The organism is Amycolatopsis sp. ATCC 39116, from assembly GCF_000231075.2.
GTDB lineage: Bacteria > Actinomycetota > Actinomycetes > Mycobacteriales > Pseudonocardiaceae > Amycolatopsis_E > Amycolatopsis_E tucumanensis.
On sequence record NZ_AFWY03000015.1, the window covers coordinates 1 to 21,672 of the forward strand.

At 72.7% G+C, this 21,672-nt stretch carries 22 protein-coding genes and 2 pseudogenes; 11 read left to right on the forward strand and 13 right to left on the reverse strand.

Annotated features, from left to right (window positions below; translation table 11 throughout):
- From AMY39116_RS46605 to AMY39116_RS0317725, 3 genes and pseudogenes are all read left to right on the forward strand, one after another.
- Nucleotides 1-356, forward strand: a pseudogene (locus AMY39116_RS46605) (DUF4389 domain-containing protein); the annotation flags it as partial.
- 97 nt (nucleotides 357-453) lie between these two features.
- A complete protein-coding gene (locus AMY39116_RS0317720; protein ID WP_020418970.1) occupies nucleotides 454-882 on the forward strand; it encodes a pyridoxamine 5'-phosphate oxidase family protein in 429 nt (142 codons plus the stop codon).
- Nucleotides 883-928: 46 nt separating this feature from the next.
- Nucleotides 929-2,032 carry a hypothetical protein gene (locus tag AMY39116_RS0317725; protein ID WP_020418971.1) on the forward strand — a complete coding sequence of 368 codons (1,104 nt, stop codon included), beginning with the start codon at nucleotides 929-931 and terminating at the stop codon, nucleotides 2,030-2,032.
- Nucleotides 2,033-2,070: 38 nt separating this feature from the next.
- On the opposite strand, the gene AMY39116_RS0317730 is transcribed toward AMY39116_RS0317725, so the two are convergent.
- Nucleotides 2,071-3,228 carry a TetR/AcrR family transcriptional regulator gene (locus tag AMY39116_RS0317730; RefSeq protein ID WP_020418972.1) on the reverse strand — a complete coding sequence of 386 codons (1,158 nt, stop codon included), beginning with the start codon at nucleotides 3,226-3,228 and terminating at the stop codon, nucleotides 2,071-2,073.
- A gap of 165 nt (nucleotides 3,229-3,393) precedes the next feature.
- On the opposite strand from AMY39116_RS0317730, the gene AMY39116_RS0317735 reads away from it, so the two are divergent.
- From AMY39116_RS0317735 to AMY39116_RS0317745, 4 genes and pseudogenes are all read left to right on the forward strand, one after another.
- Entirely contained in the window at nucleotides 3,394-4,608 is a 1,215-nt protein-coding gene (locus AMY39116_RS0317735; protein ID WP_020418973.1) for an oxygenase MpaB family protein, read from the forward strand.
- 101 nt (nucleotides 4,609-4,709) lie between these two features.
- Nucleotides 4,710-4,943: pseudogene (locus AMY39116_RS48145) on the forward strand (DUF6597 domain-containing transcriptional factor); the annotation flags it as partial.
- Nucleotides 4,944-5,163: 220 nt separating this feature from the next.
- Nucleotides 5,164-5,547, forward strand: a complete 384-nt coding sequence (locus AMY39116_RS47515; protein ID WP_020418975.1) for a helix-turn-helix domain-containing protein — start codon at nucleotides 5,164-5,166, stop codon at nucleotides 5,545-5,547.
- A gap of 109 nt (nucleotides 5,548-5,656) precedes the next feature.
- Entirely contained in the window at nucleotides 5,657-6,583 is a 927-nt protein-coding gene (locus AMY39116_RS0317745; RefSeq protein WP_020418976.1) for an NAD(P)-dependent oxidoreductase, read from the forward strand.
- A gap of 133 nt (nucleotides 6,584-6,716) precedes the next feature.
- Here AMY39116_RS0317745 and AMY39116_RS0317750 read toward each other — a convergent pair whose 3' ends face one another.
- The 3 genes from AMY39116_RS0317750 to AMY39116_RS0317760 are packed head-to-tail and all read right to left on the reverse strand — an operon-like array spanning nucleotide 6,717 to nucleotide 10,286.
- Nucleotides 6,717-8,888: a xanthine dehydrogenase family protein molybdopterin-binding subunit gene (locus AMY39116_RS0317750; RefSeq protein ID WP_020418977.1), complete on the reverse strand. Its 2,172-nt coding sequence runs from the start codon at nucleotides 8,886-8,888 to the stop codon at nucleotides 6,717-6,719.
- Nucleotides 8,888-9,847 (reverse strand): xanthine dehydrogenase family protein subunit M, encoded by a 960-nt coding sequence (locus AMY39116_RS0317755; protein ID WP_020418978.1) that lies wholly within the window; start codon nucleotides 9,845-9,847, stop codon nucleotides 8,888-8,890. The genes AMY39116_RS0317750 and AMY39116_RS0317755 overlap by 1 nt, the downstream gene beginning before the upstream one ends.
- Nucleotides 9,834-10,286, reverse strand: a complete 453-nt coding sequence (locus tag AMY39116_RS0317760; RefSeq protein ID WP_020418979.1) for a (2Fe-2S)-binding protein — start codon at nucleotides 10,284-10,286, stop codon at nucleotides 9,834-9,836. Before AMY39116_RS0317760 ends, AMY39116_RS0317755 begins: the two co-directional genes overlap by 14 nt.
- A gap of 170 nt (nucleotides 10,287-10,456) precedes the next feature.
- Between AMY39116_RS0317760 and AMY39116_RS0317765 the strand changes: the two genes are divergently transcribed.
- Together AMY39116_RS0317765 and AMY39116_RS0317770 are read left to right on the forward strand one after the other, a co-directional pair.
- Nucleotides 10,457-11,026, forward strand: coding sequence for a TetR/AcrR family transcriptional regulator (locus AMY39116_RS0317765; RefSeq protein ID WP_020418980.1), 570 nt, complete (start codon nucleotides 10,457-10,459; stop codon nucleotides 11,024-11,026).
- 145 nt (nucleotides 11,027-11,171) lie between these two features.
- Complete coding sequence (locus AMY39116_RS0317770; RefSeq protein ID WP_020418981.1) at nucleotides 11,172-11,963, forward strand: HD domain-containing protein; 792 nt, start codon at nucleotides 11,172-11,174, stop codon at nucleotides 11,961-11,963.
- Here the strand turns inward: AMY39116_RS0317770 and AMY39116_RS0317775 are convergent, their stop codons facing one another.
- From AMY39116_RS0317775 to AMY39116_RS0317795, 5 genes are read right to left on the reverse strand one after another with little or no spacing between them, the layout of a single operon-like run.
- Nucleotides 11,964-12,365 (reverse strand): arsenate reductase ArsC, encoded by a 402-nt coding sequence (locus tag AMY39116_RS0317775; RefSeq protein ID WP_020418982.1) that lies wholly within the window; start codon nucleotides 12,363-12,365, stop codon nucleotides 11,964-11,966. It lies immediately after the preceding gene.
- On the reverse strand, nucleotides 12,362-13,438 hold the full coding sequence (arsB, locus tag AMY39116_RS0317780) for an ACR3 family arsenite efflux transporter (RefSeq protein WP_020418983.1): 1,077 nt from the start codon (nucleotides 13,436-13,438) through the stop codon (nucleotides 12,362-12,364). The genes AMY39116_RS0317775 and arsB overlap by 4 nt, the downstream gene beginning before the upstream one ends.
- Complete coding sequence (locus tag AMY39116_RS0317785) at nucleotides 13,435-13,791, reverse strand: helix-turn-helix transcriptional regulator (RefSeq protein WP_020418984.1); 357 nt, start codon at nucleotides 13,789-13,791, stop codon at nucleotides 13,435-13,437. Before AMY39116_RS0317785 ends, arsB begins: the two co-directional genes overlap by 4 nt.
- Nucleotides 13,792-13,838: 47 nt before the next feature.
- Entirely contained in the window at nucleotides 13,839-14,873 is a 1,035-nt protein-coding gene (locus tag AMY39116_RS0317790; protein ID WP_020418985.1) for an NAD(P)/FAD-dependent oxidoreductase, read from the reverse strand.
- Nucleotides 14,873-16,204: an NAD(P)-binding domain-containing protein gene (locus AMY39116_RS0317795; protein ID WP_020418986.1), complete on the reverse strand. Its 1,332-nt coding sequence runs from the start codon at nucleotides 16,202-16,204 to the stop codon at nucleotides 14,873-14,875. Before AMY39116_RS0317795 ends, AMY39116_RS0317790 begins: the two co-directional genes overlap by 1 nt.
- A 96-nt stretch (nucleotides 16,205-16,300) precedes the next feature.
- Between AMY39116_RS0317795 and AMY39116_RS0317800 the strand changes: the two genes are divergently transcribed.
- Nucleotides 16,301-17,143, forward strand: coding sequence for a metalloregulator ArsR/SmtB family transcription factor (locus tag AMY39116_RS0317800; protein ID WP_020418987.1), 843 nt, complete (start codon nucleotides 16,301-16,303; stop codon nucleotides 17,141-17,143).
- A gap of 55 nt (nucleotides 17,144-17,198) precedes the next feature.
- Here AMY39116_RS0317800 and AMY39116_RS0317805 read toward each other — a convergent pair whose 3' ends face one another.
- The gene (locus tag AMY39116_RS0317805) at nucleotides 17,199-17,777 is read right to left on the reverse strand and encodes a dihydrofolate reductase family protein (RefSeq protein WP_020418988.1); all 579 of its coding nucleotides are present in this window, start codon (nucleotides 17,775-17,777) and stop codon (nucleotides 17,199-17,201) included.
- Between the two features lie 68 nt (nucleotides 17,778-17,845).
- On the reverse strand, nucleotides 17,846-18,667 hold the full coding sequence (locus AMY39116_RS0317810; RefSeq protein WP_027936018.1) for a helix-turn-helix domain-containing protein: 822 nt from the start codon (nucleotides 18,665-18,667) through the stop codon (nucleotides 17,846-17,848).
- A 145-nt stretch (nucleotides 18,668-18,812) separates the two neighbouring features.
- Between AMY39116_RS0317810 and AMY39116_RS45505 the strand changes: the two genes are divergently transcribed.
- Nucleotides 18,813-19,121, forward strand: coding sequence for an Imm7 family immunity protein (locus tag AMY39116_RS45505; protein ID WP_084506113.1), 309 nt, complete (start codon nucleotides 18,813-18,815; stop codon nucleotides 19,119-19,121).
- Here AMY39116_RS45505 and AMY39116_RS0317815 read toward each other — a convergent pair.
- Both AMY39116_RS0317815 and AMY39116_RS0317820 read right to left on the reverse strand, forming a co-directional pair.
- Nucleotides 19,043-19,963, reverse strand: coding sequence for an alpha/beta hydrolase (locus tag AMY39116_RS0317815; RefSeq protein ID WP_020418990.1), 921 nt, complete (start codon nucleotides 19,961-19,963; stop codon nucleotides 19,043-19,045). The two genes, AMY39116_RS45505 and AMY39116_RS0317815, sit on opposite strands and share 79 nt — an antisense overlap.
- Before the next feature lie 13 nt (nucleotides 19,964-19,976).
- A complete protein-coding gene (locus AMY39116_RS0317820; RefSeq protein WP_020418991.1) occupies nucleotides 19,977-21,614 on the reverse strand; it encodes an NAD(P)/FAD-dependent oxidoreductase in 1,638 nt (545 codons plus the stop codon).
- Between the last annotated feature and the right edge of the window lie 58 nt (nucleotides 21,615-21,672).

Genomic DNA, 21,672 nt, shown 5'->3' on the forward strand with positions numbered 1-21,672 from the left:
AGTACGCCACGGTGACCGACTGGTCCACCGACCGGTTCGTCGTGCACCCGGGCAACCGCACCCTGCCCGCGCCGGAGACCGCGGGCATCTGGACGGCGCAGGCGAGCGGCGGCGGCACCCAGACGGTGGTGTGGCCGATGCGCAGCGGCGACTGGACGGTCGTGGTGATGAACGCCGACGGCTCACCCGGGGTGAACGTGGTGGCCGAGATCGGCGCGACGGTTCCCGCGCTCGACGACATCGCCTGGATCGTGATCGGCGTCGGGCTGGCGCTGCTGGCCGGCGGCGTCGCCCTGATCGCGGTGCCGGTGCACCGGGCCGCGCAGCGTCCCGTCGGCGCGCGGCCGGAGTCCTGAACACCTGTGCCGGCGCGCAGGACACCCGTGACCTGATGATCGATCCGGTGACCTTCGGCCCTGTCCGCCCACACGAACCCGGGGCGACGATGACGGCGTGATCGAGCCGACCTCGCCGAGGGCCCCGCGGGAACTGGGCCGCGCCGAGTCGCTGACCCTGCTCGGCAGTGTGGGTGTCGGCCGCGTCGTGTTCACCCACCAGGCGCTGCCCACCATCCGGCCGGTGAACCACGTGCTCCACGACGGCTGCGTCCTCGTCCGGACCCACCCCGGTGCGGCGCTGCTGTCCGCGATCGGGACGGTGGTCGCCTACGAGGCCGACCTCGTCCGGGAGGGCGACCGGATCGCGTGGAGCGTGATCGCCGTCGGGTACGCGCGCCGCGTGGGCGACCGGGAGCTCACCCGGTTCCGGGCCTTGCCACAGCCGTGGGTGGCGGGCGAGACGACCGAGGTGATCCGGATCGACCCGGAACTCGTCACCGGCTTCGCCCTCGACGGCGAGCTCGCGGCCGAACTGCCCGCCTAGGGACCGGGAAGCGCTTTCCGGGCCGGGTTGCTGGCAGACTGCCGCCGTGACGTTGTTGTTCGAGGGTGAGCTGCACGTGCACTACGGGCAGTTCTACGTGGAGAGCCGGACCGACGAGTTCTTCGACGGGCTGACCGACGCCCGCGGCGGTCAGTCGAACGGTCTGTGCGGGGCCGCGGTGCCCGGCCTGCTGTTCCTCACCACCGGCCTGCACACCGGGAACGTCGAACTCACCGTGGAGGTCCTGGACGGGCCCGCGCCGGTGGGGGAGGACTGGGAGGAGGTCGTCGAGGTGTCGTTCCGGCCGCAAACGGCGGCCGTGCAGCTGGTGCAGTGGGCGGCGGAAGCGAGCTGGCCCCTCGACCTCGAACCCGTCGACTACCGCGTGCGGTACTGCGCGTCGGGCATTGAGCAGGCGCGGGCGAAGGACACCCGGCTGACCGGCGAACCCCCGCTCGACCGGTACCTGCTGCAGTTGTGGCCCGCGCCCCCGGCGGCCGACGTGGTCGTCCGGGAGACCAGCGCGACCGCCGCCTACTGGCACAAGCACGCCCGGACGCTGCCGCCGCCACCCACTCCGGAGCAGCGGGCGGAAGCACGGCGGCGGGAACGTCTGGAACGCGAACGGGCCCGCCGGGAGGCCGCACGTGCCGCCGAAGCCCGGCGCTGGGGCGGCCGGCCGCCGGGCGAACGGCTCAAGCGCGTGAACGGCGGCCTGGTCCTGGCGCGGCTCGACCGGGATCTCACCGACGCGATCGAGCGGCTCGACGAGACCACCCAGCGCGCCGTCGCCGTGTGGCTAGCTCGCCGGGCCTGCGACGAGGCCGGCCTGAGCGACCTCGACTGGGTCGCCCCGGCGCTGGCCGCGCTCGGGGACGGCGAAGCGGTGCCGCCGTTCGACGACCACGCCGCGGTTTTCGAGCGGCTGCACGGCGACGACCGCGTCGCCTACACGGCGGTGCCCTCCTACGACGGGCGCCACGACCGGGTTTCGCAGCAGCACGCGGCCCTGCCCGCGGTCCTGTCGGCCGTGGCGGGCGACCCGCTGGCGGCGGCGCTGGAAACCCTGTTCCACGCCACGGTGACGTTCGGCAGCGGATATCCCCGCCTCCACTCCGAGGTGCGCCGCGCGTTCCTGAGGCCCGCTTAGGCGCCCAGGATCAGGCGCCCAGGATCAGGCGCCCAGGCTCAGGCACCCAGCGCGCTCAGCACCAGCGCCGACACAGTGGCGCGGTGCGCCGGGCTGTCCTCCCACCGCAACCGGCGCCCGGACTCGACCACCACGCCGAAACCGGCGTGCACCAGCACCCGCGCCTGCCTTGAGTCGAGCTCCGGCCGCACCGCCCGCAGGTGCTGCTCCCACACCGCGATGTGGTCCCGCTGCGCGGCGACCAGCGGGCGCCGCAGGTCGTCCGGAAGCCCGACGATCTCGGCGTTCGCGACCGTGGTGAGAGCGTTGTACTCGAAGCTGTACGCCACGTAGGTGGCCGTCAGCGCGGCGAGCGCGTCACGCGGATCGGCCACCCCGCGCAGGTTGTGGTCCACCGCCTGTGTCAGGAGCGCCGCCGCCTGCAGGCACGCCGCCGCCAGGATGTCGGCCTTGCCCGGGAAGTAGCGGTACAGCGCGGACGGGACCAGGCCGACGGCCTCTGCGATCCGGCCGTTGGTGACCGCGGCGAACCCGTCCCGTTCGAACAGCGGCACGGCGGCCGCGAGGATCTCCGAGCGCCGCGTCCGCGCCACCGGTTGCGCGGGGAGTTCGACCGCGTGCGTGGTGCTCGCTTCCGGATCGGCCGCCGCCACGCGCAGCGCGCAGCGCTGCAGCTCGTCCTCCAGCCGCCGCTGGGCGATCGACGTGTGGTGCATTGTGATGGACCCGATCGCGCCGAGCGCCGCCACGGCCCGCAGGTGCTCGCCGGGCCGCGGGTGCTCGTGCCGCACCGCCTCCGCCACCCGCTCGACGACACGCGCGAACTTGCCCCGCAGCACCCGCCGGTCCGCGCGGTCGAGGTAGCGGGACTCCCACCGGTAGAGCCCGCCGGACGCGCGGTGGGCGACGGTGACGCGGGTGGCGGCCGCGAGCACGTCGGCCAGGGGCGCTCCGGCGGGCACCTCGTCCAGCGCGGCGAGGAGGCCGTCGACCATGACGTCCGCGCACTCGGCGAACAACGCGTACTTGTTCGGGAAGTGCCGGTACAGGGCGGCGGCGGTGATGCCGACCCCGGCGGCGATCTCCTCCATCGACGCCGCGTGGTAGCCGCGCTCGCTGAACACGCGCCCGGCCGCGTCGACGATGAGCTGCCTGCGGTTGCGGGGCCGGACGGCCGCGGCCGGCTCTGCGGTCACCGTGCGTCGGACGTACGCGGGAACTGGGCCATACGCGCCAGTCAACCACGCCCCGCGCGGCTCCTCTTGCCGACCAGCCTCCGTGCTCGATATGTTAATGAGAAATCTCTTCGCGAACTGGCCACGAATGCCCCACCACACCTACCAAGGAAGCTAGGTAAGTAAATGACCGATCTCAACCGACGGAAAGCACTGTCGCTCGGCGTCGCCCTGGGTCTGGTCGGCGCGGCGAGCGCCACGCCGGCGTGGGCGTGGTCCCCGGCCGGGTCGGTGGCGGGCACCGGCACGGGCGCCGACCCGTGGTGGGTCTGGGACGACGAGGTGGACGCCGTCGTGGCCGGGCTCTTCGCCGAGGGCCGCATCCCGGCGGTCAACACCGCGATGGCGTCCTGGGTGAACAACCGCGACCCGCTGCCCGCCGGCCTGCCCGCCGAACTGTCAGCCTGGCTGCAGAAGGTCAACAAGCTGCCCACCTGGGCCGACCCGGTCAAGCTGCGCCGCGCCGCGGACTTCAACCGGCGCAAGGACACCTACCTGTTCATGCTGTACGGGCTCGGCAGCGGCATCATGAGCACGGTCATCCCGCGGGAGGCCAAGTCGGTGTACTGGTCCGCGGGCGGCGCCGACATGCAGGACCGGGCGGCGAAGACGTTCACCTTCGGCTACGACCTGAGCGACCTCGACGCATTCGAGCCCTCAGGCCAGTTCGTGGTCACCGCCAACAAGACGCGCCTGGTGCACGCCGCGGTGCGGCACCTGCTGCCGCAGTCGCCGCACTGGCGGGCGGTGGCCGACGAGCAGAAGCGGATCCCGATCAGCAACGGCGACATCCTGATCACCTTCCACAGCCTGGGCACGTTCGTGCACCGCAAGCTGATCGAGTGGAAGGTCCCGATGTCGCCCGCGGACGAGGAGGCCTTCCTGCACTCCTGGCAGGTCGCCATCCACCTGCTCGGCGTGCGGGAGGAGTTCATCCCGAAGACGTGGGCCGAGGCGGACGCGCAGTCCGCGTCGGTGCTCACCCCGCTGCTCGCGCCGACGTTCGAGGGCCAGGAGCTGGCCGAGGACCTGCTGGGGCTGACCGCGCAGATCGACCTGGGCGTCACGCGCGGGTTCCTGAACGAGTTCGTGCGGTACGTGCTGAGCGACGAGATCGGCGACTGGCTCGGACTGAGGCGGGACTACGCGGCGGCCGGGCTGATCCGCGCCGGGTGGCCGGCCTACATCGCCTTCCGGGAGGGCCTGCTGCCCGTCGCGCCCGCCGGGTTCTACATGTTCGACCAGTTCATCCGGGCGATCGCGATGCTGTTCCTGAACAAGGGCACGTCGGCGACGACCACGCCGATCACCATCCCCACCGGGAACCGCCCCGGAACCTGATCCGTGCGGTCGTCGCGCCCGGTGCGGTGGCCCGAGCGCGACGATCGCGCTTCCAGCGCCGTGCCTTGACGCCGTTCGCGCCCGCGCGGTTGGCTTCGGAGATGACCGTGGGGGAGTCGTACGTCGAGCGGCCGCCGTTGCCGGCGCTGGCCGGAGTGGTGCGCACGGTCTGGATCCAGCGCACCGGCGACGCGCCGTACGTGCAGCGGCACCTGCCCACCGGCGGGGTCGAGATCCACTTCCCGCTCGGCGGCCGCCCGCAGCTGCTCGGCCCGCTCACCGGTCCGCACGTCGAGGTCGTCCCGGCCCGCACCACGCTCGTCGGGGTGCGGTTCCGGCCGGGAACCGCACCGCCGCTGCCCGCTGCGCTGGGCGACCTCGTCGACCAGCGCCTGGACCTCGCCGGACTGTGGGGCCCCGCGGCCGGCCGGCTGGTGGAGGAGGCCGCGGGCGCGCCCGAGCGTGCGCTCTTGCTCCTGCAGCACCACCTCCTGCGCCGGTTCCGCGCGGCGGGGAGAGTGGATCCGCTGGTGCGCGAGGCCCGCCACGGCGCTGATGCCCTGGCAGCCGGTCGGCATCGACACCCTGGCCGACCACCTGGCTCTGTCGGCGAGCCAACTGCGCCGCCGCTGCCTCCAGGCGGTGGGGATGGGCCCCAAGGTCCTGCAGCGGACGTTGCGGTTCCAGGGGTTCCTCGCGCTCGCGCAGGCGGGCGCCACGGCGACGGGCCGTCGCGGCGTGGACGGCGTGGCCGGCCTCGCGGTCGACGCCGGGTACGCCGACCAGGCCCACCTCAGCCGGGAGTGCCTCCGCCTGACCGGCGTCACCCCGCGTGAACTGCTCGGCGGTGACGTCGAACGCTGCGCCTGCGGCCACGATCACTCCGCGTCGTACCTGCCGTTCCTCGCGCGGCGCGACCGGGCACCCCTGCTCGTCTGATTCCTGCGCGTTTTGTTCAAGAGCCGCCGCCGCGCCGCTCCTAGCGTGGTCCTCCACCGACCCGCACCGGTTCTTCACTTCCCCAGACGATCGACGGCGAAGGAGCGCAATGACCAAGGTTCTCGTCACCGGCGGGCTGGGCATGATCGGCGCCCACACCGCTCGCGCGCTCGCCGACCTCGGCCGGGAGGTGGTCTGCACCGCCCACCACCGGGCCGAGGTGCCGTCGTTCCTGGCCGGCGAGGTCGCCGTGGAGGCTCTCGACGTCACCGACCGGGACGCGTTTCTCGCCCTCGGCAGCCGCCACGACATCGGCGACATCGTCCACCTCGCCGGCAGCGTTCCCGGCGACGACCCGGTGGCCTTCTTCCGCACCGACACGGCCGGCCTGCTCAACGCGCTCGACGCGGCCCGCGTCTGGGGCGTGCGCCGGTTCGCCGTCGCCAGCAGCCTCGGCGTCTACTTCGGACGGACCGAAGTGCCGTGGCACGAGGAACTCCCGCTGCCGTCCGCGGCCCTGCCACACCTGATCATCGCGTTCAAGAAAGCCGTCGAGCCGCTCACCACGCACGCCCTGCGCGGCAGCGGCGTGCGGCCGGTACTCCTCCGGATCGGGAGCACCTGGGGTCCGTTGATGGACCCGGAGTCGCCGTTCAACCCGATCCCGCCCTGCATCAGCGCGGTGCTGCGCGGTGAGCAGCCCAAGCCGCTGTACGCCGACGACGGCGGCGACAGCTGCTACGCGCCCGACGCGGGGCGCGCGATCGCGATGCTGACCACGGCGGAAACGCTGCGGCACAACACCTACAACGTGTCCCGCGGCGAACCGTTCACCAACCGCGAACTCGCCGAGGCCCTGCGGGCGATCACCTCCGGGCCTGCGCTCGACGTCCGGCCGGGACGGCAGAACGGCCCGGGTCCCGACCCCTACCTCGACATCACCCGGCTCACCCAGGACACCGGTTTCACACCCGCGTTCGACACCGCCGCGGCGGTCGCCGACTACGTCGCGTGGCGCGCCGGCAACCCCCGCTGAACGGACATCCCGTCATCGACCCGGACGTGCGCCGCGATCCGCGTCTCGCGCTGTCCCTCGCCCCCGCCGGCAACCCCTTCGAGCCGGGTCGTCGTGCGGGGGCGGGGCGTCGCCCTGATCGGAACCGGGCGGGTCAGTCCAGCAGGTCCTCGATCCGGATCGGGATGTGGCGGACGCGGATGCCGGTCGCGTTGTGGATCGCGTTGGCGACCGCCGCCGCCACGCCCACCGTGCCGATCTCGCCGAGGCCCCGCGCGCCGAGGTCGTTGTGCAGCGTGTCCGGGTACTCCACGAATTCGACCTCGATGTCCGGGATGTCGGAGTTCACCGGGATCAGGTAGCCGGCAAGGTCCGCGTTGGCGAGCCGGCCGCTGCGCTCCACCTCGAAACCCTCGTGCAGCGCCGCCGACACACCCCAGATCATGCCGCCGCTGAGCTGGCTGCGCGCGGCCTTGTCGTTGATGATCCGGCCGCCGTCGAAGACCCCGAGCATCCGCGACACGCGGGCCTCGCGGGTGAGGCGGTGCACCCGGACCTCGACGAACTGCGCGCCGAACGAGCTGAACGAGTGCTTGGTCAGCTCCTCGCCCGGCGCCGACGACCCGACCGCGGTGAGGCTCGGCCTGCCCACCGCGCGCAGCACCTCGCCGAAGGTCATCGACCGGCCGCCGCCGTGGACGCGGCCGTCGGCGTAGGTGACCTCCTCGCCGGCGAACGGCGCCCCGGGAGCCGAGGCCAGCGCGAGCAGTTCGTCGATCACCTGCCCGGCGCCCGCCATGATCGCCGTGCCCGCGCTCGCCGTCGCGGTGGACCCGCCGGACATCCCGCCGGGCGGCAGAGCCGAGTCGCCGAGGCGCGGGGTGATCCGGCCCGCCGGGATGTCCAGCGATTCGGCGCCCACCAGGGACAGCACGGTCAGCAGGCCGGTGCCCGGGTCCGCGCCGCTGGTCGCGATGTCCGCCGTGTCGTCCGCGTTGAGCGTGATCCCGACCGACGCGGGGAACCGGAGCGCGGGGAACATCGCCACGGCCACGCCCATGCCGACCAGCCAGTCCCCGTCGGTGCGGCCGCCCGGCCTGCGGTCGGCCCACCCGAACCGCTGCGCGCCGATGCGGAAGCACTCGTCGAGGTGCTTGCTCGACCACTGCAGGTCTTTGCCGGGCGGGGCGAGCGAGTTGTTCCGCTGCCGCAGCTCGATCGGGTCCATGCCGAGCGCGTCGGCCAGCTCGTCGATCGCGCTCTCCAGCGCGAAGGAGCCGGGCGCCTCGCCGGGCGCGCGCATGAACGTGGTCGGCGGCAGGTTCAGCGGCACGATCCGCTGGCTGATCTGCAGGTTGCGCGTCGAGTACCACTCGCGGGACGTGCCGTGCGAGGTCGGCTCGATGAACGAGCGCGCGGTGTCCGTGCTGCACCACGAGTCGTGCCGGAGCGCGACCAGCGTGCCGTCCCGTTCCGCCCCCAGGGTGATCCGCTGCACCGTGGCCGCGCGGCCCGCCGTCGCCGTGAACACCTGCTCGCGGGTCAGCGACGCCTTCACCGGCCTGCCCAGCGCGCGGGACGCGGCGGCCGCCAGGAACGCGGGCGCCGAGGTGCGGCCCTTGCCGCCGAACGCGCCGCCCACGAACGGGTTCACCGCCCGCACCGCCGCCGGCTCCAGCCCCAGCGCCATCGCCAGCTCCATGGCCTGCAGGTGGGCGCCCTGGTTTCCACTGTAGACGGTGAGGGTGCCGTCGTCCCACACCGCGACGGCCGAGTGCGGCTCCATCGGGGTGTGGTTCTGCGCCGCCGTGCGGTAGGTCGCGTCGACGACCACCGGGCTGGCGGCGATCGCGTCCTCGATGGACTCGACGCCGTCTTCGAGCACGCTGAGCGTCGGCGGCGCGTCCACGTGCCCCGGCGACGCCTCGATGGCCGTGGCCAGCCCGTCCTCCAGCGAGGTCACGGCGGGCAGCTCCCGGTAGGCGACCTCGACCAGCATGGCCGCGTCCCGCGCCTGCTCGAACGTCTCCGCCACGACGAAGCCGATCGGCTGGCCGACGTAGGTGACCTGCCGGTCGCGCAGCGGGATCCACGTCTCGCCGAACATCGGCATCGTGACCGCGTTCAGCGCCAGCGGGTCGAAGGGGGAGTACACGCCGAGCACGCCCGGGGCGCTCTTCGCGGCGGTGACGTCCATGGACTCGATCTCGCCGTGCGCGATCGTGCTGACCACGATGTAGCCGTAGACCATGCCCGGGAAGTTGTGGTCCACGCCGTACTTCGCGCTCCCGGTGACCTTCAGCGGCGCGTCCAGCCGTGCGGGCATCAGCGGCTCCCCTCGGTGACTTCGAGCAGGGCGCGGACGATCGTCCGCGGCAGCAGGGACAGCTTGAAAGCGTTTTCCGACAGCGGCCGTGCGCCGTCGGTGGCGAGCGCGGCGGCCGCCGTGAACGACTCCTCGGTCGCCGGCTTCCCGCGCAGGGCCGCCTCGACCGCCGTGAGCCGCCACGGCACGGTGGCCACGCCGCCTGCCGCGACCCGCGCGTCGGCGACGACCCCGTCCCGCACGTCGAGAGCGACCGCGGCCGAGCAGAGCGCGAACTCGTAGGACTGCCGGTCGCGCACCTTGACGTAGGTCGAGTGTGTGGCCCAGTCCAGCCGCGGCACGACGACCTCGGTGATCAGCTCACCGGGGCGCAGGTCGTGCTCGACGTGCGGGGTGTCGCCCGGCGTGCGGTAGAAGTCGGTCAGCTTGACCGTGCGCTCGCCGTCCGGCCCGGCGAGCCGGACCCCGGCGTCGAACGCGACGAGGGCGACCGCCACGTCACTGGGGTGGGTGGCGACGCACTTGTCGCTCGTGCCGAGCACCGCGTGCATCCGGTTCGCGCCGCCGAGCGCGGGGCAGCCGCTGCCCGGCTCGCGCCGGTTGCAGGGCGTGGTCACGTCGCGGAAGTACGTGCACCGCGTGCGCTGCATCAGGTTGCCGCCGATGCTGGCCATGTTGCGCAGCTGCTGGGACGCGCTGAGCAGCAGGGCGCGGGAGATCGCCGGGTACACGCCGGGGTGCGCGGCGATGTCGGCCATCCGCTCCAGCGCGCCGATCCGCAGCCCGTCGCCGGTGTCGATGCCGCGCAGCGGGAGCCCGTTGATGTCCAGGACGCGTTGCGGGGTCAGGACGTCGAGCTTCATTAGGTCGACGAGCGTGGTGCCGCCGGCCAGGAAGGTGCCGGGGGAGTCCAGCGCCGCGGCGACGGTGGCCGGGGCGGTCAGCTCAAAGGCTCGCATCGGCCCTCCTCGCCTGCTCCACGGCGCGGACGATGTTCGGGTACGCCGAGCAGCGGCACAGGTTGCCCGACATGAACTCGCGGACGTCCGCGACGTCCTGCTCGACCGCGGCCACCGCGGACATGACCTGCCCCGGCGTGCAGAAGCCGCACTGCAGGGCGTCCTGGTCGGCGAAGGCCCGCTGCACGGGGTGCAGCTCGTCCCCTGTGGACAGTCCTTCGACGGTGGTGACCGGTTCGGTCACGGTGGCGGCGAGCGTGAGGCAGGACAGCACGGGCCGTCCGCCGACGTGCACGGTGCAGGCGCCGCACTGGCCGCGGTCGCAGCCCTTCTTGGGGCCGGTGATCCCGAGTCGCTCGCGTAGCGCGTCGAGCAGCGTGACACCCGGGTCGACGCTCAGGTGTTCGGGGTGGCCGTTCACTTCGAGTGAGATGTCCACTGGGTCTCTTCCCTGACGGCGTGGTGGGTCCGGAAACGGAAGCGGATATTTATCCGATTGCTCTCGACGGTATCGGATTACAATCCGCTTCGCAACGAAGAGTACGCCCGGAGCAGCTCCAGGTGGGCGGGTTACCGTGAAGCGGCACCGGAACGGCGAGGGAGGGACCAATGACGACGGGTTCGGTCAGCCCACGGCGTGCCGACACCCGCCGCAACCACGAGCGCATCCTCGCCGTCGCGGCGCAGACTCTCGCCGAGTCGGGGGAGGTGTCGTTCAACGCGATCGCCAAGCGCGCCGGGGTCGGCGTCGGCACCGTGTACCGCCACTTCCCGGCGGCCGCGGACCTCATCCTGGCCGTCTACGAGCGGGAGGTCCGGCACCTGCTGGAGGTAGTGCCGGAGCTGCTGGAGCACGCCGGGCCGGCCCGGGCGTTCCGGACCTGGGTGACGGACCACCTGGCGCCGTACATGATGACCAAGCGCGGGCTGGCGAAGGCGCTGGCCGAGGCGACGGCGCAGCGCGGCACGCTGCCGGTCAGCGCTGTGCAGTCCATCCGCGAGGCGATGGAAGCGCTGCTGACGGCCGGCGTCGAGGCGGGCCTGGTCCGCCCCGGGGTGGACGTCGAGACGGTGATGCGCAGCCTGTTGGGCCTGCTGCACCTCGACCCCGAGGACGACTGGCAGCGCCAGACGGCGGACCTGGTGGACCTCGTGTGGCGCGGTCTTCGCCCGGACTGAGCACTAGCGACTGCTGCCGGGTGCCGCTCCTGGCCGCCCGGGGACGAAGGTCACTTCTCCGGGTAGGGCGCTGTACTCGCGGGTAGCCGTCTGGCAGGGTCGTGACTCCGGCCGCGTTCGCGGGCCGTGTGGAAGGGGTGAGCACGTGCCCGGGACTCTGGAGAAGATCGCCCACGGGCGCCGGGGTGAGCAGGAGATCCGGCGGTTGGAAGGGCTTCTGCGGCTGGAGCAGCCGCAGTTCGCGCCCGGTGTGGTGCACGAGTGGGTGGCGCGCGAGTTCGCCCGGTTCGACGACGCCCCGGTGCGGGCCTACATCCCGATCCTGGTGGAACGCGCCGTCCGGGCGCGGCTGCGCGCGACGCCCGTGGTGCCCTACTCGCCCGCCGCGGACCTGGTGGACTGGGCGCGCGGCACGGCCGAGATCCTGCTGGCCGGGGAGCTGCCGCGCCGCTGGCAGCACACCCGGGGAGTGGCCGGGCGGGCGAGCGAGGTGTCCGCGGTCCTGCCGCCCGCCGAGCGCGCGGTGCTGGTCGCGGCCGCCTGGCTGCACGACATCGGGTACGCGAGCCCGGTGTCGGTGACCGGCCTGCACTCCCTGGACGGTGCCCGGTTCCTGGCCCGGCTCGGCGTTCCGTCGCGGGTGTGCGCGCTGGTCGCGCACCACTCCGGCGCGGCGGCCGTGGCCTCGTTGAGCGGGCTGGCCGGGGAGCTCGCCGAGTTCGGTGACGAGCGCGGGCCGGTGCGGGACGCGTTGTGGTACTGCGACATGAGCACCAGCCCGTGGGGCGAGCCGGTCTCGTTCGAGGAGCGGATGGCCGAGATCGAGACCCGCCGCGGCCCCGAGGACCCGGTGGTCCGGGCGCTGGCGATCAACCGCGCCGAGCGGGCCGCCGCGGTCGCGCGGACCACCGAGCTGCTCCGCCGGCGTTCCTGCTGATCAGCTGCCCGCCAATTCGGTGAGCAGCGCCCGGACGCGCCGGTCGATCTCGTCGCGGATCGGCCGCACCGCGTCGACGCCCTTGCCTGCCGGGTCTTCGAGCCGCCAGTCGAGGTAGCGCTTGCCGGGGAACACCGGGCAGGCGTCGCCGCAGCCCATGGTGATCACGACGTCGGCGGCCCGCACGGCGTCCGTGGTCAGCGGCTTGGGGAATTCCTTGGACAGGTCGAGGCCGATTTCGCGCATGGCTTCGACGACGGCCGGGTTGATGGTGTCGGCGGGGGCGGAGCCGGCGGAGCGCACGGTGACCCGCCCGGCGGCGTGGTGGTCGAGCAGCGCGGCGGCCATCTGGGAGCGGCCGGCGTTGTGGACGCAGACGAAGAGGACTTCGGGTGTGGTCATCGGGTGGTCTCCGTTGTGGTGAACCGGCGGCGGAGGGCGAGCGAGACGTAGACGAGCGCGACCAGCACCGGCACCTCGATCAGCGGGCCGACGACCCCGGCGAGGGCCTGGCCGCTGGTGGCCCCGAAGGTCGCGATGGCGACGGCGATGGCGAGCTCGAAGTTGTTGCCCGCCGCGGTGAAGGCGAGCGTGGTGGTGCGCTCGTAGTTCAGGCCGAGCGCCTTGCCGAGGGCGTACGAGCCGGCCCACATGAGTCCGAAGTAGACCAGCAGCGGCAGCGCGATGCGGGCGACCTCGAGCGGGCGGCTGGTGATCTGGTTGCCCTGCAGGGCGAACAGCACCACGATGGTGAACAGCAGCCCGTACAGGGCGACCGGCCCGATGCGCGGCAGGAACCGGGTTTCGTACCAGTCGCGGCCCTTGCCTCGTTCGCCGAGACGGCGCGTGAGGTATCCGGCGACGAGCGGGATGCCGAGGAAGATCAGCGTGCTCTTGGCGATCTGCCACCCGGACACTGACAGGCTGGTGGTGTCGAGGCCGAGCCAGCCGGGCAGGATCTCCAGGTAGAACCAGCCGAGCGCGCCGAACATGATCACCTGGAACACCGAGTTGAGCGCGACCAGCACGGCGGCGGCCTCCCGGTCGCCGCAGGCGAGGTCGTTCCAGATGATGACCATGGCGATGCAGCGGGCCAGGCCGACGATGATGAGGCCGGTGCGGTACTCGGGCAGGTCCGGCAGCAGCAGCCAGGCCAGCGCGAACATCAGCGCCGGGCCGATGAGCCAGTTGAGCACGAGCGAGGGCCACAGCAGTTTCCGGTCGCGAGTGACCGAGTCCAGCCTGTCGTAGCGGACCTTGGCCAGCACCGGGTACATCATCACCAGCAGGCCGAGCGCGATCGGCAGCGAGATGCCGTCGACGGCCACGGCGTTGAGGCCGGTCTCCAGGCCGGGGATCCAGCGCCCGGCGAGCAGCCCGAGGACCATCGCCGCGCCGATCCACACCGGCAGGAAGCGGTCCAGTGTGGACAGCTTGCCGACGACCCCGGCGGGCGCGGTGCCGGTGGTCGTCACGCGGTCACCGCCGCCGGCGTGAGGACTGCGGACAGGCGGGCCAGCGTCTCGGGCTGGACGCGGTAGTAGATCCAGGTGCCCCGCCGCTCGCCGGTGATCAGCCCGGACTCGCGCAGCACCTTGAGGTGGTGCGAGATGGTCGGCCCGGTCAGTTCGAACGCGCCGGTCAGGTCACACACGCACGCCTCGCCGCCGTCGTGCGAGGCGATCAGCGACAGCAGCCGCAACCGCACCGGATCGCCGACCGCCTTGAACACCCTGGCGAGCTCCGCGGCCTGCGGCTCGGACAGGGGCTCACGCACGACCGGCGAGCAACAGGCGACGTCCTCCGCGAGCGGCAACTGCTTCGACATGCCTCTATCTAAACAGACTTCTATATTGGGGTGTATCGAGGCAAGGATCACGCCCGGAGGAGACGGCTCACCAGGTACTTCGCGTCGCGGCCGACGCCACGGATGGTCGCGGAGGCGAAGCTGCGCTGCCACTCCAGCCCGACGTAGCCGAGGCCGGGATGGGTGGTGGACAGGCCGCGGCGCTGCCGGGGCGCGCCGGTGCTGTCGAGGGCGCCGAGACCGCGCAGGTAGGGGAACGCGGGGCGGAACCCGGTCGCCAGGATGATCGCGTCGACGTGCTCGCGGGTGCCGTCCGGCCAGGTGACGGTGTCGTCGTCGCAGCTGGTGAACAGGCGGCGCTGATCGGGGTCGCCGGCCTCGATGGCGGAGCGGTAGCCGCCGGTGTCCAGGACCGGCGTGCTGGGCTTGGTGCGCAGCCACGGCCCGATCGGCAGGGCGTCGAACCCGGTGGCCCGGAACCAGAAGTGCACGTCGCGGACGAGGACCCGCTGGGGCGCGTAGCGGATCGGTCCGCGGGTGGCGAGGGTGACGCGGGCGTGCGGGGCGAGGTCGAGAGCGATCTGCACCGCCGAGTTCGCTGCCCCGACCACCACGACGCGCTGCCCGGCAAACGGTTCGGGCGCACGGTAGTCACCCGAGTGCAGCACGGCGCCGGTGAAGCGGTCCAGGCCGGGTAGCGCCGGCCGGTGCGGGGACCCGAACGCGCCGGTCGCGGCGATCACGATCGGCGCCATGACCCGCGGGCCGTCGGCGACCCGCACCTCGAACTGCCCATCGTGGGTGACGGTGGTGACGCGGTGGCCCGTGCGGATGTCCGCGTCCAGCTGCTTGGCGTAGGTGCGCAGGTAGTCGACGACCTCGTCCCGATGCGGGTAGCGACCGGGGTCGCCGGGGAAGGGCAGGCCGGGCAGGGCGCTGTACCGGGCGGGGGAGAACAGGCGCAGGCTCTCGTAGTAGCGCGGCCAGGAGCCGGCCGGTTCGTCCCCGGCTTCGAGCACGAGCGGGCGCACACCGCGGGCGAGCAGGGCGTGGGCGGCGGCGAGGCCGGCCTGCCCGCCGCCGATGACGACGGCCTCGGGCATCAGGAGTGTCCTTTCCGGACCGGGGACAGCGAGATCAGCTCCGGTTCGGCCGGCGTGCCGCAGCACCCGCCCTGTCCGGGCTCGTCGAACAGCCCCGACCCGCCGCACACCCCGGTCTCGGCGAGCTGCAACTCCACCCGCTCCGCGGCCGCGTGGTCGCCGGCCAGGAAGGCGGCGATCGAGCGGACCTGCTCGTAGCCGGTCATCGCCAGGAACGTCGGCGCCCGGCCGTAGCTCTTCATGCCGGCCAGGAACACGCCCGGCTCCGGGTGCGCCAGCTCCTTCGCCCCGTGCGGGTAGACGGTGCCGCAGGAGTGCACGTTCGGGTCGATCAACGGCGCGAGCGCGACCGGCGCCTGCAGCGTCGCGTCCAGCTCCAGCCGCAGTTCCGACAGCCACGAGAGGTCCGGGCGGAACCCGGTGACGGCCACGACCTCGTCGACCTCGAGCCGTGTCCCCGCCGAGGCGGTCAGGATCAGCCGGCCCGCCGGGTCGCGGTCGACGGACTCGGTGCGGAACCCGGTGAGCACCGTGACCAGGCCGGCCTCCACCGCGGCCTTGGCCCGCAACCCGAGGGCGCCGCGCGCCGGCAGCTGGTCGGCCTCGCCGCCGCCGAAGGTGTCGCCCACGGCGCCACGCCGCAGCAGCCAGCTGATCCGGGTCGCCGGCTCCTCCTGCGCCAGCGCCGCGAACGCCACGAGGGCGGTGAGTGCGGAGTGCCCGCTCCCGGCGATCGCCACGTGCCTGGCGGCGTAGCGCGCGCGGACTCGCGGGTCGTCCAGGTCGGGAACGCGGTAGGCGATGCGGTCGGCCGCGGCTCGTTCGCCCGGGGCGGGCAGGCCGTCGCCGCCCAGCGGGTTCGGTGCCGGCCAGGTGCCGGACGCGTCGATCAGGGCCGCCGCGGTGACCAGCTCCTCGCGCCCATCGCGGTGGCGGACGTGCACGGTCAGCGGTTCGGTGTCGCGGCCGTGGTCGACCACCCGGTCCCGGCCGCGCCGTGCCACGCCGGTCACCTCGGTGCCGAAGCGCACCCGCGTACCCAGCACCGCGGCCAGTGGGGCGAGGTATTCGGTGACCCACTCCTGCCCGGTCGGGTAGCGCTCCGGGGCGGGCCGCTGCCAGCCGGTCGCTTCGAGCAGCCGTCCGGCCGCCGGGGCGACCAGCTCGCGCCACGCCGAGAACAACCGCACGTGGTTCCACTCCGACACCGCGGCTCCCGCGCCGGTGCCGCGTTCCAGCACCAGCGGCTCCAGCCCGCGCTCGGTCAGCTCGGCCGCGGCCGCCAGCCCGATCGGCCCGGCACCCACCACAACGACCGGCAACTCGCTCATCCGAACCCCTTCCATCGATCCCTGTCGATTGAGGTGGACTCTATCGACCGACGTCGATGGTCACAAGCATCGATTCCAATCGATACACTCGGCGGCATGACAGTCGTGACGTCACCCGCGGCCCAGGTCCTGCCCGAGGGCGAGGCCGGCACCTATGCCGAGTGGTTCGCGTGCCTGGCCGAGCCCACCCGCGTGCGGCTGCTGCACGCCGTCGCGACCGCGCCCGGCGGCATCACCGTCGGCGCGCTCACCGAGTTGCTCGGCATCAGCCAGTCCACGTGCTCGCACCACGTCCGCAAGCTCGCCGACGTCGGGTTCGTGCGGGTGCGGAAGGAGGGGACTGCCAGCGTCGTCACGATCAACGCGGCGTGCTGCTCCGGCCTGCCGCACGCCGCCGACGCGGTGATGGGCCTGCTCGCGCCGCGGCCGTGCTGCCCCGAGGACGTGCCCGCGGACGTCACGGTGCGCGCCCTGGGCGACGACGACTGGCCGTCCGTGCGGCGCATCTACGGCGAAGGCATGGCGACGGGCATCGCGACGTTCGAAACCACGGTCCCCAGCCGCGCGGTCCTCGACGCGAAGTGGCTTCCCGGCCACCGGTGGGTCGCCGAGATCGAGGGCAAGGTGGTCGGCTGGGCCGCTGCAACCCCGACGTCTGCCCGCGACTGCTACTCGGGAGTGGCCGAGACGTCGATCTACGTCGCCGACGGCCACCGCGGCCGCGGAATAGGCAAAGCACTGATCCGCAAGCAGGTCACGGCCGCCGACGAGGCCGGCCTGTGGACCCTGGAAACCTCCATCTTCCCCGAAAACCGGGCCAGCCTGGCCCTGCACCACGCGGCGGGCTACCGCACCGTCGGAATCCGCGAACGAATCGCCCAGCGGAACGGCGAGTGGCACGACACGGTCCTGCTGGAGCGCCGCAACAACCTCGGCTGAACAGCTGCGGCCATTCGGTCCGATGTGGACTAGCGTTCTCCTGTGCTCGGCTCGGTCAGCGGCGCACCTGGTAGCGCAGGTGCAGCACCCGGTTGCCCTGCAGCACGTCCGGGTCCTCCAGCAGGTGCTGCGCGTCGACCGAGCCGAAGTAGCGCTTGCCGGATCCGAACACGACGGGGACGACGTCCATGCGCACCTCGTCGACCAGGCCCGCGGCGAGCACCTGGCCACCGACGTCGCCCGCGGCGACCTCGACCAGGCGGTCACCGGCGAGCTCCTGCGCCTTGGCCACGGCTGCCTCGATGCCGTCGACGAAGTGGAACGGCGCTTCGGGGTCCCAGCCCTCGGGCGGAGGCCGGTGCGTCACGACGACCACGTGGTCGATCCCGCCCGGGGGCTTGCCGTCCCAGCCGTCCGTGAGGTCGAAGACGTGGCGGCCGGCGATCGTCACCCCGATCCGGTCCCAGTACGCCCGCGTGTAGTCGTAGGAGGTCCGGGACACGTTCAGCGCTCCGCTGTCGTCCAGGGGGACGTCTCCGCTGGTCAGCCAGTCGAACAGCGGTCCGGGCTGGTCGTTCTCGTCGGCGATGAAGCCGTCCACCGACACCGAGCTGTACAGGACCACCTTGCCCATGGGGACTCTCCTCTGCTTGGAAGGTGCCCCGAAACTAGCCGGTCGCGAGCGGCGGCTCTTGTAAGAAATCAATCGGCGGGCAGCGGCCAGCCGTCCAGCGCGTGGCCGGGGTGTTCGCGCAGGAACCGCCGCCGCACTTCGAGGTACCGGGTCGGCGTGAGCCCGGTGAACTCGCGGAACTCGTGGCCGAAGTGGGCCTGGTCGAAGTAGCCGGCTCCGGCGGCGAGCTCGCCCCAGTCGACCGGTCCGGCGGGGTCGATCGTGAACACGGTGGCCGTGAGGCGGTAGGTGCGGGCCAGCCGCTTCGGCGTGACGCCGACGAGCTGCTTGAACCGGTGTGCCAGATGGGTGCTGCTGACACCGGCCGCCCCGGTCAGGTCGCCGATCGCCACCGCCCCGCTGGTCGCCTCGATGACGCTGCTCGTGTGGCGGACCAGCCCCAGGCCGGCGGTCTCGCGCAGCCGCCGCCTCAGTTCGTCCTCGAGCAGCGACAGCATCTCGTGTGGTCCGTCCGCGGTGGCCAGCCGGTCCCGCAGCTCGGCGGCGGCGGGCCGGCCCCACACCTGCTCCACCGTCACGGGCCGGTCGCACAGCTCGGCCGCGGGCATCGGCAGGAACGGCGCCAGCCCCCACGGCTTGAAGTGCACCCCGACGGAGCGGGTGCGGGGCGGGTAGCCGAAGTCCAGCGCGCGGGTGGGCATGGTGATCACGCACCCGTCGGCGTACTCGCCCTTCTCGATGTCGGTGCCGGCGCGGATGCGGAACGGCGCCCCGAGGTTGACGATGAGCAGGGCGGACGGCGCGGGCGGCAACGTCAGCCGCGCATACGGCGCCTCGCCCTCCAGGTAGTAGAGGTCGTCGATCAGCCCATCCAGCGGCGCCCGCGGCACCTGGGACACGTACTCCACACCCCCAGCATCGCCGACGCGCGCCGGGCTGGTCCAGCCGCGTGTCGAGCCTTCACGAAACGCTCGACCGCTACGCTCCACGGTACGGCGCGGAACCGGTCGTCGTTCTTGAGCCGTTTGAGGGGGCATGTGTACGAACTTCACGGCGCTGCGGTTCGTCAGCAGGCGTCTGCCCGGCTCGTACGGTCTGTTGTACGAACGCGACGACGAGATCAGAATTCCGCCTGGCCCCAATGCATTCCGGGTGACCGTTCTCGCCCCGCGGTGCACGCCTCGGCCGCCGCGGCGCCGTGCACACCGCCTGACGCGCAAGGCCGGCGGAGGCCCGATCCGGAGGACCTCCGCCGCCCGCGTCGGCTACAGCGCCGACCGCAGGTGCTCCACCGCCGCCTGGTGGATTTCCGCGCTGCGCGGGATCGCCGCGGTGGCCCAGTAGGTGGCGTGCGCCAGGCCGTCCATCCGCACCGCGCGGGCCTCGGCGCCCGCGGCGCTCAACGCAGCCGCGAAGGCCTCGCCCTCGTCGCGGAGCGTGTCGTACTCCGTGGTGATCACCAGCGTCGGCGGGAGGCCGCTCAGCTCGTTGCGGTCCAGCGCCAGCCGGGGGTCCACGGCGTCCTCCGGGCTGCCGCAGTACTGCGCGCCGAACCACCGCAACGCGTCCAGGTGCAGCAGGTAACCCTCGGCGTACTCGCGCCGTGACACGGTGTCGGCCAGCGGATCCACCAGCGGGTAGACCAGCACCTGCGCTCGCACGGCCGGCTCGCCCTCGTCGCGGGCCCGGATGACCGCCGACGCGGCCAGGTTGCCGCCCGCGCTGTCACCCATGACCGCGATCCGCCCGGGATCGCCGCCGTGCGCGGAGATCTCCTTGGCCGTCCACCGCAGCGCGGCGAACACGTCGTCGTGCGCGGCGGGGAACTTCGCCTCGGGGGCGAGCCGGTAGGTGACCGACACGACGATCGCTTCGGCGTCGAGCGCGAGGGCACGCACGGGTTCGTCGACGACGTCGAGACCGCCCGCGACGAACCCTCCACCGTGGACATAAAGCACGACCGGGAACGGCCCGTCGCCCGGCGGCACGTAGATCCGCGCGCGGTGGGCCGGGTCCGGCCCGTAGGACACCTCGCTGGTCCGGGAGAATCCGCGCTTGGGCTTCTGCAGCCCGGCGAACGACGCGATCGCCTCGCGGGTGGCTTCGAGGCCGATCTTCTCGAACGACTGGAAACCGCGCTGCGCCAAGCCTTCGAGCAGGGCGGAGACGGCGGGATCGAGTGGCATGACGGCTCCTCGTTCAGGCGAAGACGCGGGAGGCGGACGACAGGGTGAAGCCCGCGTAGCCGGCGGCGACGACCTCGTCGCACTTGGCGCGGTAGGCCGGGGCGCCGCCGAGGTAGACCAGGACGCGGCGCGGTTTGCCGGGGATGTTGTTGCCCATGTACCAGGAGGTGGGGGAGTCGGGCAGCAGCGTCGCCTCGGCCAGCTCGTTGGTGTGCGCGACCCACGCCCGCTCCGCTTCGGGATCCGGCTCGATGACGTCCAGACCGTTCTCGCGCAGGTGGTCCAGCGCGGCGACGGTGAAGTCGACGTGGTCCTCGATGGCCAGCGGCATGTTGTACAGCACCGACGGGCTCTGCGGGCCGGTGATCATGAACAGGTTCGGGAACCCGGCGGCCATCAGGCCGAGGTAGGTCTGCGGCCCGTCGGCCCAGTGGTCGGCCAGGCGCAGCCCGCCGCGGCCGGTGATGTTCATCGCCAGCAGCGGTCCGGTGCACGCGTCGAAGCCGGTGGCGAGGATCAGCGTGTCGAAGTCGTGCTCGGTGCCGTCGGCCAGCCGCACCCCGGTCGGGGTCACCGCCGCGATCGGGTTGCCCTTGACGTCGACGAGGTCGACGTTGGGCCGGTTGTAGGCCTCGTAGTAGTCGGTCTCCAGCGGCGGCCGCTTGGTGCCGTACGGGTAGCCCTCCGGTGCGAGAAGCTCGGCCTTGGCCGGGTCCTGCACGCGTTCCCGGATCCGCTCGCGGATGTAGGAGGCGATCGTGTCGTTGGCGGCCTTGTCGAACAGGATGTCGCCGAAGGAGTCGATGAACAGCCGGAAACCGCCGCGGTTCCAGCGGTCGTCGAACACCCGCCGCCGCTCCTCCGGCGACACGGCCAGCGCCGAGGGCTGCACCTCCGAGTAGGGCACGCCGAGGAAGTGGTTGCGCGAGGCGTCCCGGATGGCGCGGTAGTTCGCCTTCTCGGCGGCCTCCTCCTCCGGCCGGGTCGGGTAGTTGCCGATCGGGGTGGCGTAGTTGGGGGTGCGCTGCAGGACGGTCAGGTGCCCGGCCGTCTTGGCGATCTCGCTGATCGCCTGGATGCCCGACGAGCCGACGCCGATGATGCCGACCCGCTTGCCCGCGAACGACACCTCGTGGTGCGGCCAGTTGCCGGTCATCAGGACCTCGCCGGCGAAGTCCTCGACGCCGGGGAACTCCGGCTTCTTCGGCACGGAGAGGGTGCCGGCGCCGGAGACGACGAACCGCGCGCGGTGCGTCTGCCCGGTGCTCGTGGTGGCCGTCCACAGCGCCGCGGCGTCGTCCCAGGCCAGGGAGGTGATCCGGGTGTTGAAGCGGAAGCTGCGGCGCAGGTCGTAGCGGTCGGCGACGTGTTCGAGGTAGGACAGGATCTCCGCCTGCGCGGGGAACCGTTCGGTCCAGTGCCACTCCTGCTGCAGCTCGTCGTCGAACGAGTAGGAGTAGTGCACGCTCTCGATGTCGACGCGGGCGCCCGGGTAGCGGTTCCAGTACCAGGTCCCGCCGACGTCGCCGGCGGCGTCGAAGCCGATGACGCGCAGGTCCCGCTGGTCGCGCAGGACGTGCACGGCGTACAGGCCGGCGAAACCGGCGCCGATGACGATGGCGTCGTGGGTGGACGGTTCGGGTGACACCACTGATCCAGCCTCCTCGATGGTTCGGGTGTGATCGCCGCTACAGCCTGCGGTCGTGCGC

Excerpts from the sequence above, each read along its gene's own strand:
- AMY39116_RS0317805 (WP_020418988.1), bottom strand. The coding sequence starts at position 17,777 with ATGGGCAAGGTGGTCCTGTACAGCTCGGTGTCGGTGGACGGCTTCATC.
- AMY39116_RS0317735 (WP_020418973.1), top strand. The coding sequence starts at position 3,394 with ATGACCGATCTCAACCGACGGAAAGCACTGTCGCTCGGCGTCGCCCTG.
- AMY39116_RS0317800 (WP_020418987.1), top strand. The coding sequence starts at position 16,301 with ATGACAGTCGTGACGTCACCCGCGGCCCAGGTCCTGCCCGAGGGCGAG.
- AMY39116_RS0317765 (WP_020418980.1), top strand. The coding sequence starts at position 10,457 with ATGACGACGGGTTCGGTCAGCCCACGGCGTGCCGACACCCGCCGCAAC.
- AMY39116_RS0317755 (WP_020418978.1), bottom strand. The coding sequence starts at position 9,847 with ATGCGAGCCTTTGAGCTGACCGCCCCGGCCACCGTCGCCGCGGCGCTG.
- AMY39116_RS0317785 (WP_020418984.1), bottom strand. The coding sequence starts at position 13,791 with ATGTCGAAGCAGTTGCCGCTCGCGGAGGACGTCGCCTGTTGCTCGCCG.
- AMY39116_RS0317795 (WP_020418986.1), bottom strand. The coding sequence starts at position 16,204 with ATGAGCGAGTTGCCGGTCGTTGTGGTGGGTGCCGGGCCGATCGGGCTG.
- AMY39116_RS0317790 (WP_020418985.1), bottom strand. The coding sequence starts at position 14,873 with ATGCCCGAGGCCGTCGTCATCGGCGGCGGGCAGGCCGGCCTCGCCGCC.
- AMY39116_RS47515 (WP_020418975.1), top strand. The coding sequence starts at position 5,164 with ATGCCCTGGCAGCCGGTCGGCATCGACACCCTGGCCGACCACCTGGCT.
- AMY39116_RS0317815 (WP_020418990.1), bottom strand. The coding sequence starts at position 19,963 with ATGCCACTCGATCCCGCCGTCTCCGCCCTGCTCGAAGGCTTGGCGCAG.
- AMY39116_RS45505 (WP_084506113.1), top strand. The coding sequence starts at position 18,813 with ATGTGTACGAACTTCACGGCGCTGCGGTTCGTCAGCAGGCGTCTGCCC.
- AMY39116_RS0317750 (WP_020418977.1), bottom strand. The coding sequence starts at position 8,888 with ATGCCCGCACGGCTGGACGCGCCGCTGAAGGTCACCGGGAGCGCGAAG.
- AMY39116_RS0317775 (WP_020418982.1), bottom strand. The coding sequence starts at position 12,365 with ATGACCACACCCGAAGTCCTCTTCGTCTGCGTCCACAACGCCGGCCGC.
- AMY39116_RS0317745 (WP_020418976.1), top strand. The coding sequence starts at position 5,657 with ATGACCAAGGTTCTCGTCACCGGCGGGCTGGGCATGATCGGCGCCCAC.